The organism is Nioella sp. (assembly GCF_965215655.1).
Lineage (GTDB): Bacteria > Pseudomonadota > Alphaproteobacteria > Rhodobacterales > Rhodobacteraceae > Nioella.
On record NZ_OZ244111.1, the window covers coordinates 3589145 to 3606826 of the forward strand.

The following is a 17682-nucleotide window of genomic DNA, read 5'->3' on the forward strand; positions in this document are numbered from 1 at the left end:
AGGCCGCGCGCCCCTCTTCTTTGCGGGTCAGTAGCGTCCGTTTTCGCGCATGATGGCGTCCACCCGATTCTGCGCGCGGGTCAGTGTTTCCTCTACGCCGCTGTCTCCGTGAAGCATCCGGTAGATCTCGTCCCCCAGAACGCTCAGCATGTCGCTGAATTCCGGGATCGGCGGGCGCGGCCAGGTCTGCAACTCACCGCGCCGCTCCATCGCGTCCACGCGACCCAGCAAGCTGCTTTTCGCCTGTACCTCGGGATCGGCACTGGTGGAAAACCGCGGACTGCTGAGATTGCCGTGCTGGACATACCACTTCAGCACTTCGGGCCGGGTCAGGTATTCCATCACCCGCCATGCCGCCCGTTCCCGTGCGGGAGGCAGACCTTGTGGCAGCGCCAGCGAGAATCCCCCAATCGGTGACACGGTGCGCGCGCCCGGACCATGCGGATGGGGGGCGAAGGCCACGTTCTGATGCGCGGGCGAGGTTTCGTCCAGCTCGAAGGCGCGGGCCCGGACGCTCCAGCCATAGCACATGGCGGCGTGCCCTTCGGTAAAGATTCGAATCCGTCGGTCCCAATCGCATTTCAGGCTATCGGGATGGGCATAACTGCGCAGTTCCAGCAGGAATTCGGCTGTTGCACGCGCCGCGTCGCTGGTCAGAAGCGGGCGATAGTTTTCGCCAGACAGCGCCCCGAAATCGAAATCCTCTCCCACCCGTGGCAAGTCAATCACGGGCTGGCCATAGCTGGCCAGGGTCTGAATGAAGGTATGCGCGACCGGCGTGCCGCGCTTGAAATTCATCACGATGCCCGACAGGTTCATCCGTGACCGGTGCAGCAATTTCGCGGCGAAAAGAACCTCCTCCGTCGTCTCGGGGATCGACAGGCCGGCATCGGCAAACAGGTCGGACCGGCAGAACAGAAGCTCTGCCGTGGGCTGGATCGGCAAGGCGTATTGGCTGCCCGCCCAGGACGATCCCTTGTAAGCCGCCGGATGGAAATCGGACGGGTTGAACCGGTTGCGGGTGATGATCTCGTCAAGCGGCTGAATCACGCGTTCTTCCGCGAGTTGCCCGATCCACGGCAGATCCACGGCCACCACGTCGTAATCCGAGGTCTCGCGACCCGCATTGGCCATGATCTCGGTGTGGAGGTCGTCCAGCGTGAGATTCACCACCTCCAGCTTGGTGCCCAGAAAGCCGCCAAGCTCCTGCGCGCGTTGGCGGATCGTCTCGAATGTGGGATCGACGGGCACCGCCAGCCGGATAGTGCGGTCATAACCCACCCCTTCGCGCATTGCGTTCGGATAGGGCAGGATGCGAGAGGCCATGTAGTAGCCGCCGAAATAGAAATCCTCCATCGCGCCGTCACCGTTGGCAAAGCCGAAGGTGTTGCCCACCATTGCCTTGAGCTGCATGGCGAAACTTTCGAATTCCTCGATCAGCTTGCGGGTGGGGTGAAGCGAAAAGGACTTGCCGGTCCTGGACCGGGGCCGCTTGAGCAGAAACCCGGTATCCAGCAGCTCGTTCACCCGTCGCATCGCCGTGCCATAGGGCACATCGGCGGCCATCGCGGCCGAGGTGATGGTCAGCAGCTTGCCTTCCAGATGTCGCCGCATGGCATAGGCAATGATGTTCCAGCGCGCATCCGTCGCCGAAAGCTCTGTCCGTTTTTCCGTGATCGCGCGGGTTTCGTCCATGAAGGACAGAATGCGCAGCATCTCCTGCCGGGTCACGCCTGGCCCCTCCTTGCGAAATATCCAATTCTGACAAAACACACTCCGCCCTCTCGCGGCACAGGAGTTTTGTCCAATCCTGACATTTGCGACGTTCCGGCCAGACCGGCCCCTGTGACACAGTTGGGCCAAGGGCCGTCAAATGCGCGGTCGGGGAGGACCGAATGACCGCTGAGAGCTATGATTTCATCGTTGTGGGCGCTGGCTCTGCCGGGTGTGCCGTTGCCGGGCGACTGGCAGAGGCGGGGCACAGCGTGTTGTTGCTGGAAGCGGGCGGCAAGGACCGCAATCCCTTCATTCACATCCCGCTTGGCTATTCTTTGCTTTATGCCAACCCGTCCGTGAACTGGTGCTACACCAGCGCGCCGGAGCCGCATCTGAACGGGCGGCAACTCTTCCAGCCGCGCGGCAAGGTTCTGGGCGGAACCGGTGCGATCAACGGCATGATCTACATGCGTGGACAGCCTCAGGATTTCGACGGATGGGAAGCGGCGGGCTGCACCGGTTGGGGCTGGGACGGGGTGCTGCCCTATTTCAAATCCTGCGAGGATCAGGAACGCGGTCCGGACGATTTCCACGGCGCTGGCGGCCCGGTCTCCGTCTCAGATATCCGTACCGAACATGCGCTTGGCGAGGCGTTCCACGCGGCGTCAGAGGCTTTGGGCGTGCCCCGCAACGATGATTTCAACGGCGCGCAACAGGAGGGCACCGGCTACGTCCAGACCACGACACGGAACGGCAGACGCTGGAGCACGGCAGCGGGCTACCTGCGCGGCCCAGCGAAACGCAATATCGACCTGCGCCTGCATGCTCTGGTGCAGCGGGTGGACCTCGACGGAAAACGCGCGACCGGCGTGACGTGGACGGACAGGTCCGGCGCCCACACGGCCAAAGCGCAGCACGAGATCATCCTGTCGGGCGGCACCTTCAATTCCCCGCAACTTCTGCAACTTTCGGGCATTGGACCCGGGTCGCTGTTGCAGGCGCATGGCGTTGAGACGCAGCACGACCTGCAAGGCGTGGGCGAGAACCTGCAGGACCATTTCGGCATCGGGGCGGAGTATCGGTCTTCCGTGCGGATGACGGTGAACGACCTTTACAACAACAAGCTGAAAGGCGGGCTGCAACTGCTGCGCTGGCTATTGTTCCGCACAGGGCCGTTCGCGGATAATGGAAATTATTCCAATACCTTCATCTGCTCCGGGCCGGAAATCGACCGCCCCGACATGATGGTGACTTTCATGGCATGGTGCACGGATGAGCAGTTGAAGCCGCACCCGTTCCCCGGCTTCACGATCCTGGCCGAACACATGCGCCCCAATTCGCGCGGGCATGTGCGGCTGACCGCGCCGGACCCTGCGAAAGCGCCAGAAATCCAGTTCAATTTCTTCGCGGATGAGGCCGACCACCGCGCGGCACTGGCGGGGCTGAAGTTCGGGCGCAGGATTGCGCAGACCGCGCCGATGTCGGATTGTGTGGAATACGAGCTGTCCCCCGGCAAGGACGTGCAGTCGGACGAAGACCTGCTAGCCTATTGCCGTCAGAACGGCCTGTCCCTGCTGCACCCCGTGGGCACCTGCAAGATGGGGGTGGACGACAGCGCCGTGGTTGATCCACGCCTGAAAGTGCATGGGATCGAGGGGCTGCGCGTCGCGGATGCCTCGATCATGCCGCGCATCGTGACGGGCAACACCAACGCGGCCTCGATCATGATCGGGGAAAAGGCGGCGGCGATCATTCTGGAAGACCTCAGGGGGCGCACATGACACGGGAACTTGGCATCGCGCTGATGGGTACGGGTCGCATGGCCCATGTCTACGGACCCAAGATCAATGCCCATCCCGGCCTGCGGCTGGAGGTGATCTTTAACCCGCGCATATCATCCGCCCAAAAGACCGCTACGCTTTATGGCGGGCGACCGATGGACGATCTCGACGCGGTACTGGCCGATCCGGGCGTTGACGCGGTGGTGATCGCGACCCCCACCGACACCCACGTGGAATACATTGAGCGTGTCGCGGCAGCGGGCAAACCGATCTACTGCGAGAAACCGCTCGATCAATCGCTGGAACGGGTGGACCGCGCCATGCAGGCGCTGAAATCGCACCCGGTGCCCTTCATGCTCGGATTCAACCGCCGGTTCGACCCGGACAACGCGATGCTGCAAAAGGCGGTGCGCGCGGGCGAGGTCGGCCCGCTCAACATGCTGATGAGCTGGAGCCGCGAGCCAAGCCCCCCGCCAATCGACTACGTGCGTGCCTCGGGCGGGTATTTCGTCGATGCCACGATCCATGACATCGACCTTCTGTGCTGGATCGCCGGCGAGAGGCCCGTGCAGGTCTATGCCGCCGGAAGCTGCAAGTTCGACCCCCGGATCGGGGCGGAGGGCGATTTTGACCTGACGATGACGACGCTGACGATGCCTTCGGGCGCGCTCGTGCATATCAACAACTCGCGCGCCTGTTCCTACGGGTTCGATCAGCGGTTGGAGGCGTTTGGCGAAAAGGGCATGGTTCAGACCCGCAATCACTGCGAAGACACGCTTGTTCGGTGGGATGGCACCGCGACCGAAGCGAGGAAGCCGCTGAAACACTTCTTCCTCGAACGCTATGACCAGTCCTTCTACAACGCGCTGGACGAGTTCCACGCGGCAGTGACCGAGAGGCGCGACCCCTCCAGCACTGCCGAGGACGGGCGTGCCGCGCTTGCCATCGCGCTGGCCTGTGCGCAGTCGGCGTGCGACGGCGTTGCGGTTCAGCCAATCTACGGCGGCTAACATCTGGCTGGCCGAGAGCGATGACTACCTGGCGACTGTCGCAGAGCACGACGCCGTTTCTGCGGAAGTGCAGGACCACCCCGCAAGGCGGCACTCCATCGGTGCCTACTTGGGCAGCCGCCTTGCGCCGGCGTTCATGCGGGCGGAGAATACCTCCGCTTCCCCTGTCGAGATCAGGCGGATGGCTGCACCGTCATCAATGGCATATCCCTCGGGCAGATCGCCCCGCGCGATGGCCTCGGGAAACGCGGTTTGTCGAAGGGGTTCCGTGGAATAATGCGGACAGCATGAACCCGGCACGATCCCCAAACCGTTCATCGGACGCAATCCGTTTCCGAGCGAATCCGTCAGCACCTTGTCGAACCAGCAGGCCGCCCCTGCACTGACCCCGGCCAGAACCGTGCCCTTTGCCGTAGCCTCCGCCAGCACGTCAGCAATACCCGTTGCCCGAAGATGGCTGACAAGGCGGGCGGTGTTTCCTCCGCCGACATAGATCAGATCCAGCGTTGCGGCCCATGCAGCGGCCTGTTCCGAACCAGCGCCCATAGGCAGATGCGACAGAGACCCCGCCAGATCCGAGAACCGCGTGTGGAACCGGGCAATCTTGACCGGGTCGTCCTGTGATGCGGCCCCGATGAAGCCGAGGCGTGGCCGGTCCGGCAGAGCCTTCAGGCAGAACAGATCGAGCTCTGGATCCTCGCCATGGGTGAAGCCTCCACCGCCTATTGCTATGACATGATAGCCGCCGTGCATGCTGCCTCTATCCGGTTGCAAGCCCCGGTTTAGCACGGCTTGGTCGGCGTATGTATTCGTTTGACACATACGTTCCCGAGAAAAACGAATTTGTCTGATCCCGCCCGGCCTTTGACACTTTCGGTCGGGACCACCGGCGATGACTTCGACGATAGATGAAGTTTTCTGTATCCATGACCGCTTTTCTTTCGGTTTGACGGAAAACAGCACTGACAAGAACAATCGCTTATTCGGCCTGGCGGCGCCGGACCCGATCAAATGCCGCACAAGGGAGGAAGACATGAAACGAATAATTGCACTAGCGACGGCGGCCGTGCTGCTTGCCAGCCCCATGGCAATGGCGCAAAGCGGAACCTTCCGTCAGGCGCATGAATATGGCTTCGGCGCACAATCCAGCCTCGACCCGATCTCGAACGGGCGGATTTTCCAGATCACCGAAAAGATCATGAGCCGTCTGGTGCGCCCCGGCCTTGATGGCCGCCCAAGCCCCGATCTGGCAACTGAATGGTCGGCGAACGAGGACGCCACGGTCTGGACGCTCAGCCTGCGCGACGGCGTGACGTTCCATGACGGCTCCACCTTTGAAGCGGCCGATGTCCTCTATTCGCTGAACCGTGTACTGGACCCCGAGCTGGACAGCCCCGCCCGGTCCGCCATCGCCATGATCGAAGCGGTCGAGGCGCTGGACGACATGACCGTTCAGATCACGCTCGACACGCCCTTCGCCGACCTTCCCTTGCAGCTGATGGACTACCGGCTGCGGATGATCCCCGAAGGTTCGGGCGATACGATCGCCACCACCGGCATCGGCACCGGCCCCTTCATGGTCGAAACCTTCGACGCGGAAGGCACAACCGTGCTTGTTGCCAACCCCGACTACTGGGAAGGTGCGCCCGGCGTCGCCCGGATGGAGATCATCGGCATCCCCGATGGTCAGGCCCGCCTACAGGCGCTGCTTGGCGGTCAGATCGACATGGAACGCGGGATCACCGCACAGCAAAGCGTGATGTTCCAGAACTCTGACCGGTTCACCATTCAGGAAATCCCGACCGGCAACTGGCGCGGTCTGGTGTTCCGCACCGATGTGGAACCCTTCAACGACCTGCGCGTGCGTCAGGCGGTGCGGATGGTTGCGGATCGTCAGGAACTGGTGGATCTGGTGCTTGGCGGCGGCGGCATCGTCGCCTGTGACACGCCGGTGGAACCCAACGACCAGTATCGCGCCGACCTGTCCTGCCCGCAGGATATCGAGGGCGCCCGTGCGTTGCTGGCCGAGGCGGGCTATCCCGACGGCATCGACATCGACGTGCATGTCGCCACGCTGGAGCCGACATGGCCGACATTGGCCGTCGCCTATCAGCAACAGGCTGCTGCTGCCGGTATTCGCGTGAACGTGGTGCAGGCCCCGACCGATGGCTACTGGTCCGAGGTCTGGATGCATGAAGATGTGTCGGCTACCCGCTGGAACGAACGGCCCGCGGATCAGGCCCTGCATGAAATCTACCTGTCCACGGCGCGCTGGAACGAGTCCTTCTATCAGGACGAAGCTTTCGACGCCCTACTGGCCGCCGCCCGCCGCGAGCTGGATTTCGAAGCCCGTCGCGCGCTCTATGTTCAGGCGCAGGAGCATCTTCAGGAAACCGCCGGCACGCTGATCCCCTATCACGTGACCCGTCTGGTCGGCGTGTCCTCGCGCGTTCACAATCTTGACGAGGTCAAGAACGACGCCGTGCGGTGGCACCTGATCACCGTCGACGAGTGATCGGCTGAAACCATGCCCTCCGCCCCGCAAGACAGGGGCGGAGGGATTTTTGCTTCAAAGGCGGGTGGCACAACGATGCTGCAGATGTTTCTTCGGCGCCTGTTCCTGGGTGCGATCACAGTGGCCATCGTGTCCATGATCATTTTTGCCGGGGTCGAGATCCTGCCCGGCGATGCCTGCACCGCCTTCCTCGAACGCGAAGCGCAGGGGCGGGTGCTGGAAAACTGCCGCGAGGAACTGGACCTGAACCGTCCCGCCGTCGTGCGATACCTCGATTGGGCGTCAGATGCGCTGCGTGGCGATCTGGGCGTGTCCGCCAATGGCCAGCGGTCCATCGCCGAAATGGTGGGCGCGCGGTTACAGAATTCGCTGCTGCTGGCGGCATGCGCGCTGATCGTTGGCGTGCCGACCGCCATCTTCCTTGGTGTTGTGTCGGGCCTGTGGCGCGACAGACCCGTCGACCTCGTGCTGTCGACCGGCGCGATCTTCGCCATGACGATCCCAGAATTCGTATCCGCCACCGTGCTGATCCTCGTCTTTTCGGTCTGGCTTGGCTGGCTGCCGGGGATCGTCCTGACCTCGGCCAATGCGCCCGCATCCGAATTCTTCCCCGAAATCATCCTGCCGGTGGTGGTGCTGGCCATGGTGATGACGGCCCATATCCTGCGCACCGTCCGCTCCTCGGTCATCGAGGTGATGAACAGCGATTACGTGCAGATGGCGACGTTGAAGGGCGTTCCCTACTGGCGCATCGTGTTCCGCCATGCCCTGCCCAATGCGCTGCTGCCCGCGATCAACGTGGTGGCGCTGACCATTGCCTGGCTTCTTGGGGGCGTCGTCGTGATCGAGGTGGTGTTCAACTATCCGGGCCTTGGCCGGATGATGATCGACGCGATCTCCGACCGTGATCTGCCGGTTGTGCAGGCCATCGCCCTGATCGTGGCCACGGTCTATGTGGGCGTGAACCTGACCGCCGATCTGCTGACCATGGTCGCCAATCCGCGCCTGCGCACCCTTTACACGAGGAAATGACGGACATGAGCCTTGCCTCGATCCCGCAGAATTCGCGTCTTGGCCGCACCCTGTCGGTGCTGCGCGATGTCATGTCCCGCCCCTCTGGCGCGGTCGGTCTCTGCCTGGTGGTGTTTCACCTGATCCTGGCGGTGATCAGCCCCTATATCGCCCCCTTCGACTATCGCACGATGAATGCGGCGATGATGCTGACCGGGCCGGACGGCGTGCATTTTCTGGGCACCGACCACCTGGGTCGCGACGTGTTCAGCCGCACCATCCAGGGCGGGCGCGAGGCGATTCTTGTCACCGGTATCGCCACGCCCATTGCCGTGGCCTGGGGGGGCATGGTGGGCATCTTCTTTGGCCTCATCGGCGGGCGGGTGGACGAGGTCATGATGCGCTTCGTCGATGCCTTTCTGTCGCTTCCGTGGATCCTGAAGATGCTGGTGCTGATCGTGACCTTCGGCACCGGGATCGAGGTGCTGATCCCCACGCTCGCCTTCTTCTACGGCATTCCGGTGATCCGCATCGCCCGGGCCGCGACCCATGACGTGGTGGCGCGCGATTTCGTCGCCGCCGCCCGCGCGCGCGGTCACAGCCGCATGACGATCATGCGCCGGGAATTGCTGCCCAATGTGCTGGACGCGCTGATGGTGGAAGGCGCGATGCGCTGGTCCTGGATGCTGCTGGCCTTCTCGTCTCTGTCGTTCCTCGGCTTCGGTGTCTCACCGCCGACACCCGACTGGGGCCTGATGATCGCCGATGCACGCGGTTTCATGTCCTTTGCGCCCTGGGGCGTTCTGGGGCCGGTCATCGCGCTGTCGACGCTGATCATCGGCATCAACCTCACGGCGGACGCGCTGGCCAAGGCGCTTGGCATCGACCGCGCACAGAAAGCCCCGGTGTGACATGACCGATACCCCCGTCATTCAATTGTCCGACCTGTCCATCGGATTTACCGGCCGCGCCGGGTACACGTTGCCGGTGCTGCGCAATATCGACCTGACCGTGCGACCCGGCGAAAGCATCGGCCTTGTCGGCGAAAGCGGATCGGGCAAGAGCACCGTGGCGCTGGCGGCCATGGGCTATCTCAAGCGCGGGCTTCGGGTGCTGAACGGCAGCGCCACGTTCGAAGGCCACGACATGTTCGCCCTGAATCGCAAAGAGCTGGAAAGCCTGCGCGGCGGGCATCTGGCGCTGATCCCGCAGAATTCGGGCCAGTCGCTGACGCCCACCCTGCGCATCGGGGCGCAGCTGACCGAGGCGCTGCGCCTGCACAGCCGCCTTGACCCGGCGAAGTTTCCCGCCCGTGTGCTGGAGCTTCTGGGGCAGGTGCGCCTGCCCGATCCGCAGGCGATCACCCGCCGCTATCCGCACGAACTGTCTGGCGGGCAACAGCAGCGCGTCGCCATTGCCATGGCGCTGGCGGGGGAGCCGCGCGCCCTACTGCTCGATGAGCCGACCACGGGGCTCGACGTGACGACGCAGGCCCATATTCTCGAACTTCTGCGCGATCTGGCGCGCGAAACCGGCATGGCGATGGTCTATGTCAGCCACGACCTTGGCGCGATTGCGCGGGTTTGTGACCGTGTGGTGGTCATGTATGCAGGCGAGGTGGTGATGGAGGGCAGCGCCCGGCAGGTGCTGACCGCACCGACCCATCCCTATGCACGCGGCCTTCTGGCCTCGATCCCGAAACTCAGCGATCCGCATCTGCCCATGGCCCTTGGCGGCCGTCCCCCGGCACCCGGCGGGGCAGGCGATGGTTGCGCCTTCGTGGACCGCTGCGCGCTGGCCAGCGACCTGTGCCGCACAAGCCGCCCCGCACTGGCGCCCGGACCAGGGGGCGCGCCGGTGCGTTGCCATCATGCGGATCGGGCAGACACCCTGCCGATGAGCTCTCAGGGCGACCATGCCGCGCGGGCCGAGGTGGGAACCGCCCCTGTCCTGTCCCTAAAGGATCTCGAAATCCGCTATTCCAAGCCGGGTATTCTGGACCGCTTGCGGGGCCTGCAAGACACCCGGCCTGCCACCGTCGATGACATCACGATCAGTATCGCGAAGGGCGAGACCCTGGGACTGGTGGGCGAGTCCGGCAGCGGCAAGTCGACGATCCTGAAAACAATCGCCGGTCTGCTGCCGCCCGCAGATGGCGAGGTCCGCTTCGACGGCGACGCGCCGCTGCCGCGATCCGTCGAACAGCGCGGCCCCGATCACCTGCGCCGCATCCAGCTGATCTTTCAGAACCCCGATGACAGCCTCAACCCGCGCCACACCATCGCGGAAATCCTCGAACAGCCGTTGAAGCTCTATTTCGGGCTCTCCGGTGCCGCGCTTCAGGAACGATGCGTCGAAATCCTCGAACGGGTCCGCCTTGGGGGGCACTACCTCGACCGGCTGCCAAGCCAGCTGTCTGGAGGCGAGAAGCAGCGCGTCGCCGTGGCCCGCGCCTTTGCCGCGAACCCCGATCTGGTGCTGTGTGACGAGGTGACCTCGGCGCTCGACGTGTCGGTTCAGGCTGCGGTGCTGGAACTTCTGAACGATCTCAAGGCTGCGCAGGGCACGACCTATGTCTTCGTCTCGCACGATCTGGCGGTGGTTCGGGCGCTGTCGGACCGGGTTGCCGTGCTCTATCAGGGGCGGCTGTGCGAGATCGGGCCGTCGGCTGAAGTCTACGCGCTGCCCTCGCATCCCTATACCGAGGTGCTGCTTGGTGCCGTGCTGGAGCCCGACCCCGACACCGCGCCCAAGCTGACCGCCGATGACGTGATCGAGCTGTCGCCGCCTGCGAAGGGTTGCCCGTTCCAGCGCCGTTGCCCGCGCAAGATCGGCGCAAAATGCGACACCGACACCCCCCCGTGGCAGACTCGCGACGATGGCCACGCAATCCGCTGCCACATCCCGCTGGACGACTTGCACCGCCAGCAACGGACCGATTCATAGCCTGCCTGAATAGGTGCCGGATCAATTTCGATTGGCCCGGATTTTTGCAGCCGGTCTAAGGTGTTGGCATGAAACCGCAGAGCTGACAGGGGGCCGCCATCGCCCGTCCGACCGACACCGACCGATCTCGCATCTTCTGCACCGAGGATGCCCGCAGGATCGCGCAGAAACGCCTGCCGCGCGTCATCTTCGATTTCATCGAAGGCGCCGCGGGGCGCGAGGTGGCGACCGCCCGCAACCAGACCCGGTTTGACGAGATCACCCTGCAGCCGCGTGTTCTTGAAGATGTCGGCGCGCGCCGTCTGGAAACCCGGTTTATAGGGCGGAGGCATGGCCTGCCCTTCGGGATCGCGCCCATGGGCATGTGCAACCTGACCCATCCCGACGCCGACCGGGCACTGGCCCGCGCGGCAAGCCGCTTCGACATTCCGCTCTGCCTGTCTTCTGCGGCATCAAGCTCTATCGAGGAGATGCGGGCCTGGGCCGGGGAGCATGCGTGGTTTCAACTCTATGTCGGCGCGTCGATGGAGCAATCGCTGGATATGGTCCATCGAGCGAAGGCGGCGGGTTATGACACGCTGATCCTGACCGTGGATGTCCCGCAGGTGGCACGCCGCACCCGCGACCTGCGTAACGGGTTCCAGATGCCGTTTCGCATGACGCCCCGGCTTTTGTGGGATTTTGCCAGCCATCCGAGTTGGTCCCTCTCGATGCTGCGGAACGGCGCACCAGAGCCACGCAATTTCTCGACCAGCGCGACGGCCACAAGGTTTGACCGCAGCGCCAGCCGCGCCGGGGCGGATTGGGCGTTTCTGGATCGTTTGCGCGACCTGTGGCCGGGCCGGCTGATCGTCAAGGGCGTCGGTTCCCCCCCGGATGCGCGGCGCATCCAGGCGGCGGGGGTTGATGCGATCCAGGTCTCGAACCATGGCGGGCGGCAGTTGGACAGCGTGCCTGCGGCCATCGACCTGCTGCCCCGCATTCGCGCCGCAGTCGGCCCGGATTATCCGCTGATTTTCGACAGCGGCCTGCGCAATGGCGAAGACATCGTCAAAGCCTTGGCGCTTGGGGCGGATTTCGTGATGCTTGGCCGCCCGCTGCTTTACGCGCTCGGGGCCGAGGGTGCGCGCGGCCTCAATGCCCTGATCCGCATACTGGCCGAGGAAACCAGCCTGACGCTGGCACAAGTGGGACTGACCGATATCGGTTCGGTCAATACCGCGATCCTCGCCGACGCTTCCGACATGCCCAAGCCAAAACCGGCGGCGCGGACCGCCCTGACAGCCTATTGAAAGACATGGAACAGAACATGACAGCCAAGCATCAGATCAGGGGCGGCGCATTGCTGGCCCGGGCATTCAAGGAAAAGGGGGTGGAGCATGCCTTTACCCTTGCGGGCGGGTTCTGCAACCCGGCGCTGGAAGGTTTCATGGAATGCCAGATGCCGGTGATCAACTGCCCGCATGAACAGATCGCCGGTCATCTTGCGGACGGGCACGCGCGGATCACCCGCAAACCGACGCTCTGCCTCGTGGGGCCGGAAGGCTTTGCCAACGCGGTTCCAGCGATGCTGGAGGCGTGGGGCGAGCGATCCCCGGTCATCTTTGTGACCGGGTCCTCGACGCTGAAGCGACAAGGCGCGGGCGGGTTCAAAGAAATCGACGATGTGGCGATTGCCGCGCCGCTGACCAAGTATTCCGAACAGATCGTCGACGGCAACCGCATCAGTGAATTCGTCGATCGCGCCTGGAAGGCCGCAACCACCGGCTATCCCGGCCCGGTCCATCTGAGTCTGCCGGTCGATATCATGTTCTCGTCTTTCGACGAGGATGCGGGGTGCGGCGAGCGCCCTTTCAATCGCACTGCGCAACCGGTGCCGCGCGCCTGGCCGGACCCTGCGGCGCTCGCGCCGGTGCTGGACAGGATCAAGCGCGCCGACCGCCCGGTGATCATCGCGGGACACGGCGTCTGGTGGTCGAAATCCGAAAGGAACCTGGCCGCAGCGGGCAACAAACTGCGCATACCGGTCTATAACGCGCCCTATCACACCAAGACCCTGGGTGAGGAAACCGAGTGCTATATCGGGCTGGCCGATTTCCACCAGTTTCACCCGTCAAAGCCCGCAATCCACGAGGCGGATGTGGTGGTCATGGTCGGCTGCCGGTTGGACAACCAGATGAATTTCGGAAACCCACCTTTCATTCCGGCGGGAACCACGCTGATCTGCGTGAATGGCAGCCATGAGGAGCTGGATTACAACCACGGCGCAGACATGCCGCTGCTCTCCGATCCCGGCGCGTTTCTCGACGCCCTGGCGGGGATTGATCAAAGCTGGGACAGCTGGTTTGCCCTGCAACAGCAGCGTCGCACGGACTGGGTGCAGGAATGGACCGACCATCTGGAGGAAGAGCACGCCCGCGACATTACTGAGGGTCGCAAGATGCACCCCCTGCAACTGGCCGTCGATGTGCAAGCCGAAATGCAGGATGGCGACTGGCTGGTCTTCGATGGCGGCAACACGCATTTCTGGAACGAGATCGCCACCAACATCGCCGCCAAGCGCGGCCGGAAACTGGGCGGCATCCTGCATCCGGGCAATTACAGCCTGCTCGGGGTCGGCGTGTCCTTTGCTATGTCGGCCAAAAGCGTGCATCCCGACAATACCGTGGTTCTGGTCTCTGGCGACGGTGCGTTCCTGTCGGGCGGCCTGTCCATCGAGGCCTGCTTTCAGGAAAACCACCCTATCGTGGTGGTGATCGACAACAATGGCGGCCTGGACTGCATTTCGCAGCAGCAGGAGCGTCTCTTTGCGAATGGCCGCCATTTCGCCACCGATTTCCGCGATATTCCGTTCCACGCGATGTTCGAGGGGTTGGGCGGGCATGGCGAACTGGTCAGGCGGCGTGAAGAACTGGCCCCGGCCCTGAGACGCGCCATCGCCAGCGGCAAGACGGCCTGTGTCAACGTGAAATGCCGGGGTGTGATCAGCCCGATCGTTGCCGCCACATCCGACAAACGCGACAAGGCGTCGATCGAATGAGCGCGACGGTGTCCACCCATACGCTCAGCGGTCTTGACGGCACCCATGCGGGCGGCGTTCGGGTGACGCTGACCCGGATCACCAGCATGCCAGAGCAGCTGTTCAGCGTCGAGACTGACGAGGGAGGGCGGCTGAGCCAGCAGGTTGATCTGGCGGGTGCCGATCCCGGCGATCTCTATGAACTGAGCTTCGCAACCGGCCCCTATTGGGCCGACAGGGGCGCATCGCCGCTTGTGCAGCAGATTGCCCTGCGCCTTCATATGCCCGACCCGGACGGGCGCTATCACCTTCCGGTCATCCTGTCCCCCAACAGCAGCGCCCATTGGTGGTCGCGCTGATCAACAAGGCCAATTCAATGTCCGACGGTCTGAACATGTCGCGCCGCATCCGGCGCACCCCTTATACCGATTGCGTCGAAGCCGCCGGGGTTCGCGGCTTTTCCGTGGTCAACCACATGCTGTTGCCCAAGGCGTTCCAACCGAGCGTCGAGGAGGATTACTGGCACCTGCGAAAGCACGTGCAGATCTGGGACGTGTCCTGCCAGCGACAGGTGCAGATCAGCGGCCCGGACGCCGCGCGGCTGGTGCAGTGGATGACCCCGCGCGATATCTCGAAGGCGAAGGTTGGCGATTGCCTCTATGTGCCGCTGGTCGATCACAAGGGCGGGCTGGTCAATGACCCGGTGCTGCTGAAACTGGCCGAGGACCGGTTCTGGCTGTCCATCGCCGATAGCGATGTGCTGCTTTACGCGCTCGGGCTGGCGCTTGGTGCGGGGATGCAGGTGGAAATCGAGGAACCCGACGTGTCACCGCTGGCGGTGCAGGGACCGAAGGCCGAAGACCTGATGGCCCGTATCTTCGGGGACAGCATCCGCGAGGTCGGGTTCTTCAGATTCGCCCTTTTCGACTTCGAAGGCACGTCTCAGATCATTGCCCGGTCCGGCTATTCCCGGCAGGGCGGCTTCGAGATCTACCTCGAAGGCGGACATCTTGGCCCGGCCCTGTGGGATCGGATTTGGCAGGCGGGTCAGGCGTTTAACATCGCCCCTGGCTGCCCCAATCTGATCGAGCGGATCGAGGGTGGGCTGTTTTCCTACGGCAACGAGATGACACGCGAGAATTCTCCGCTGGAGCTGGGGCTGGCCAAGTTCTGCAAGCTGGACGGGTCCGTGAATTGCCTGGGGTTGGTGGCATTGCAGGACCTTGCGCACAAGGGCGTTTCACGGGAAATTCGCGGGCTGCGCTTTGACGGCGGGCCGGTTCCCACCTGTTCCACACCTTGGCCGGTGATGGTGGGCGATACGCAGGTCGGGCAGATCACGTCGGGCATCTGGTCGCCGCGCTTTTGCCAGAATGTGGGCCTGTCCCTGATTGACAGAGGCTACTGGGACATCGGCCAGCCGGTGCGCGTGATCACACCTGACGGTATGGACCGCGAGGGCGAGATCGTTCCGCTGCCGATGGTCTAGGACCCGCTTGAAAAGCTGTTGGCCAGCTTGACACGCTGATCAAGCTGTTCGGCCAGAATCTCGGAGAACTCGGCGGCTTGGCGGGACAGCCTCGCGCGGCCCCCGCAGACAATCGAGACATAGTAGGTCAGGTTTTGCAGGATCGGGCGGAAGGCCACCCCGCCCATGCGCACCGCCTGTTCCGCCGAAAACGGATCGGCAATCGCCAGAACACCGGTTTCGCGTACCAGCGCCGCCGCCACGGGCATGTTGGTCGAAGACAGGCGGGATCGGGATTGCAGCCTCTGCGACAGGCTGCTGTCCATCGACATCATGGCATCGGGGAAGGCACCGCCGAAGGTCACGAAATCCTCCTGCTCGGCCAGGATTTCCAGGTCGACGGGACCGGCCAGGCCCACCAACGGGTGATCTTCTGGCATGAGGCAAACATAGGGTGCGGCCGTCTGGAAAAGGGTTTCCACACCGTCATAGGGCGGTTGCCGCCCGACCACGCCCAGATCGAACTGATGCAGCTGCACCGCGTCCAGAATGGCCGGGGTATTGCGGGCGTGGATCATCACACGAATATCTGGATATCTCTGGATCAGGCTGTTGACGGCGCGCGGCAGTTCAATCGTGGAAATCGATTGAATCGTACCTACCGAAACGACGCCCCCGCTTGTCGTGCGGATGCTGTCAGCCAGATCCTGTAGCCGGTCGACCCCCACGAACATGCCTTCCACGGCCTGATAGAACGTCCGCGCCTCTACCGTCGGGATCAGCCCGCGTCCGTTTCTCTGGAACAAGGCAAAGCCGACAGACCGTTCCAGATCCGCGATCAGCCGGCTGACGCTCGGTTGCGAGACATGCATCATCTCGGCGGCTCCGGTGATGGACCCGCAACGGATGGTGGCCCGAAAAGCCTCGAGTTGGCGCAGGTTCATGTCTTCGGTCCTGTATCTGGCGACAACGATTGCAAGGGACGCTGTCATGATCAAGTCATTTTGCGTATGCTTGCTGGCTTTTCATAGAAATACCAAATGCAATTTGTCAATAAAACAGAACAACCTTCCGGGGTGCGCGCCGCCACCGGAGGTGATGATGACCGTGCTCCGCGTTCGGGCTGCAAGACATGCTGGTGCGCCCGACTGTGCCCTTTGCGCAAATCCCGGCGTCGTAAAAGGTTTGGCGATTGCAGGGGCGCACGGAATTTCGCACCATCAGCCCGACAGGCAGAAGGGCATGGTATGGACCCCAAGATCATCATCTGTGGCACTGGTCGCGCGGGCACGACCCTTCTGGTGCGCATTCTGACCGTGGCGGGGATGGATACCGGCTTCAAACCGCGCCGTTTCAAAGGCGTGGAAGAGAACCTCGGTCGCGCCGGGCTTGAAAAGCCTGTCAGGCGGCACAACGTGGACAAGCTGCCGCTGGTGGTGAAATCGCCGCAGATCGTGGATGTGCTGCCGCAGCTTCTTTCCGAAAGCTGGTTTCCGGTCGGACTGGCCATCATCCCGATGCGAGAGCTTGGCTCTGCCGCCAACAGCCGCCGACAGGTGCGCGAGCGGGCAATCGCGGCGGGCGAAGACCCCGACTTGGCACCGGGCGGCCTCTGGAAGACCGATCAGGCTGAGAACCAGCACTGGGTTCTGGCCGAGCAATTCTATCGCACTCTTGAACCGCTGGTTGCGGCTGAGGTGCCGGTCGTGACGCTGTCCTTCCCGCGCTTTGCAAGGGATGTTGACTATTTCGACCGGGTGCTCGGCACAGAGCTGGAAAGGCGTTACGGCGTGGATCGCGACAGGCTGCGCACCGCCCATGCGCAGGAATGCAACCCGACGCTGATTACGGCTGAAGCAGCGGCCCCGAAAGACAGCCCGTCATGAGATGGGACAAGCTGGCCGAGCATCAGATCCGCAAGGCCGAGGCGGAGGGGCAGCTCAATGACCTGAAAGGGGCGGGCAAGCCCCTTAAGCCGGAGACGGGCGAGAGCGCCGATGCGGCAGGGTTTCGGATCATGCATGAGGCCGGTGTTGTCCCGCGCGAGATTGAGCTGCGCAAAAAGGTCGAGGCCCTGACAGCGAAGCTGAGGGAAACCCCGGAGGGCGCGGAGCGCGAAGCGATCGTCCGGGAACTGGCGGGTGTTCAACTGAGGCTCGACATCGAACAGGAAGCGCGGCGCAAATACATGCGCCATGACTAGCATCAGGAAAGAG

The 17682-nt window shown here is 63.4% G+C and carries 15 protein-coding genes; 12 read left to right on the top strand and 3 right to left on the bottom strand.

The window, feature by feature from the left end:
• Positions 1-27 precede the first annotated feature (27 nt).
• A complete protein-coding gene (locus ACOOEX_RS17865; RefSeq protein ID WP_420396091.1) occupies positions 28-1731 on the bottom strand; it encodes an ABC transporter substrate-binding protein in 1704 nt (567 codons plus the stop codon).
• Between the two features lie 164 nt (positions 1732-1895).
• Here ACOOEX_RS17865 and ACOOEX_RS17870 point away from each other — a divergent pair, with 164 nt between their 5' ends.
• Positions 1896-3497, top strand: coding sequence for a GMC family oxidoreductase (locus ACOOEX_RS17870; protein ID WP_420396092.1), 1602 nt, complete (start codon positions 1896-1898; stop codon positions 3495-3497).
• Entirely contained in the window at positions 3494-4507 is a 1014-nt protein-coding gene (locus ACOOEX_RS17875; RefSeq protein WP_420396093.1) for a Gfo/Idh/MocA family oxidoreductase, read from the top strand. Before ACOOEX_RS17870 ends, ACOOEX_RS17875 begins: the two co-directional genes overlap by 4 nt.
• Before the next feature lie 105 nt (positions 4508-4612).
• Here ACOOEX_RS17875 and ACOOEX_RS17880 read toward each other — a convergent pair whose 3' ends face one another.
• Complete coding sequence (locus tag ACOOEX_RS17880) at positions 4613-5260, bottom strand: Type 1 glutamine amidotransferase-like domain-containing protein (RefSeq protein ID WP_420396094.1); 648 nt, start codon at positions 5258-5260, stop codon at positions 4613-4615.
• Between the two features lie 280 nt (positions 5261-5540).
• Between ACOOEX_RS17880 and ACOOEX_RS17885 the strand changes: the two genes are divergently transcribed.
• The 8 genes from ACOOEX_RS17885 to ACOOEX_RS17920 all read left to right on the top strand — a co-directional run bounded on the left by ACOOEX_RS17885 (position 5541) and on the right by ACOOEX_RS17920 (position 15487).
• On the top strand, positions 5541-7022 hold the full coding sequence (locus ACOOEX_RS17885) for an ABC transporter substrate-binding protein (RefSeq protein WP_420396095.1): 1482 nt from the start codon (positions 5541-5543) through the stop codon (positions 7020-7022).
• Positions 7023-7106: 84 nt separating this feature from the next.
• Positions 7107-8054, top strand: a complete 948-nt coding sequence (locus ACOOEX_RS17890; protein WP_306044733.1) for an ABC transporter permease — start codon at positions 7107-7109, stop codon at positions 8052-8054.
• Between the two features lie 5 nt (positions 8055-8059).
• Positions 8060-8944 carry an ABC transporter permease gene (locus ACOOEX_RS17895; RefSeq protein WP_420396096.1) on the top strand — a complete coding sequence of 295 codons (885 nt, stop codon included), beginning with the start codon at positions 8060-8062 and terminating at the stop codon, positions 8942-8944.
• 1 nt (position 8945) lies between these two features.
• The gene (locus tag ACOOEX_RS17900; protein WP_420396097.1) at positions 8946-10979 is read left to right on the top strand and encodes a dipeptide ABC transporter ATP-binding protein; all 2034 of its coding nucleotides are present in this window, start codon (positions 8946-8948) and stop codon (positions 10977-10979) included.
• Positions 10980-11200: 221 nt separating this feature from the next.
• Positions 11201-12271: an alpha-hydroxy acid oxidase gene (locus tag ACOOEX_RS17905; RefSeq protein ID WP_420396098.1), complete on the top strand. Its 1071-nt coding sequence runs from the start codon at positions 11201-11203 to the stop codon at positions 12269-12271.
• 17 nt (positions 12272-12288) lie between these two features.
• Positions 12289-14019, top strand: a complete 1731-nt coding sequence (locus tag ACOOEX_RS17910) for a thiamine pyrophosphate-binding protein (protein ID WP_420396099.1) — start codon at positions 12289-12291, stop codon at positions 14017-14019.
• Entirely contained in the window at positions 14016-14357 is a 342-nt protein-coding gene (locus tag ACOOEX_RS17915; protein ID WP_420396100.1) for a hydroxyisourate hydrolase, read from the top strand. Before ACOOEX_RS17910 ends, ACOOEX_RS17915 begins: the two co-directional genes overlap by 4 nt.
• 17 nt (positions 14358-14374) lie before the next feature.
• Positions 14375-15487, top strand: coding sequence for a dimethylsulfoniopropionate demethylase (locus tag ACOOEX_RS17920; protein WP_420396101.1), 1113 nt, complete (start codon positions 14375-14377; stop codon positions 15485-15487).
• Here ACOOEX_RS17920 and ACOOEX_RS17925 read toward each other — a convergent pair.
• The gene (locus ACOOEX_RS17925; protein WP_420396102.1) at positions 15484-16410 is read right to left on the bottom strand and encodes a LysR family transcriptional regulator; all 927 of its coding nucleotides are present in this window, start codon (positions 16408-16410) and stop codon (positions 15484-15486) included. The two genes, ACOOEX_RS17920 and ACOOEX_RS17925, sit on opposite strands and share 4 nt — an antisense overlap.
• A 303-nt stretch (positions 16411-16713) precedes the next feature.
• On the opposite strand from ACOOEX_RS17925, the gene ACOOEX_RS17930 reads away from it, so the two are divergent.
• Positions 16714-17352 carry a hypothetical protein gene (locus ACOOEX_RS17930; RefSeq protein WP_420396103.1) on the top strand — a complete coding sequence of 213 codons (639 nt, stop codon included), beginning with the start codon at positions 16714-16716 and terminating at the stop codon, positions 17350-17352.
• Positions 17349-17669, top strand: a complete 321-nt coding sequence (locus ACOOEX_RS17935; protein ID WP_420396104.1) for a DUF1992 domain-containing protein — start codon at positions 17349-17351, stop codon at positions 17667-17669. Before ACOOEX_RS17930 ends, ACOOEX_RS17935 begins: the two co-directional genes overlap by 4 nt.
• Positions 17670-17682 lie beyond the last annotated feature (13 nt).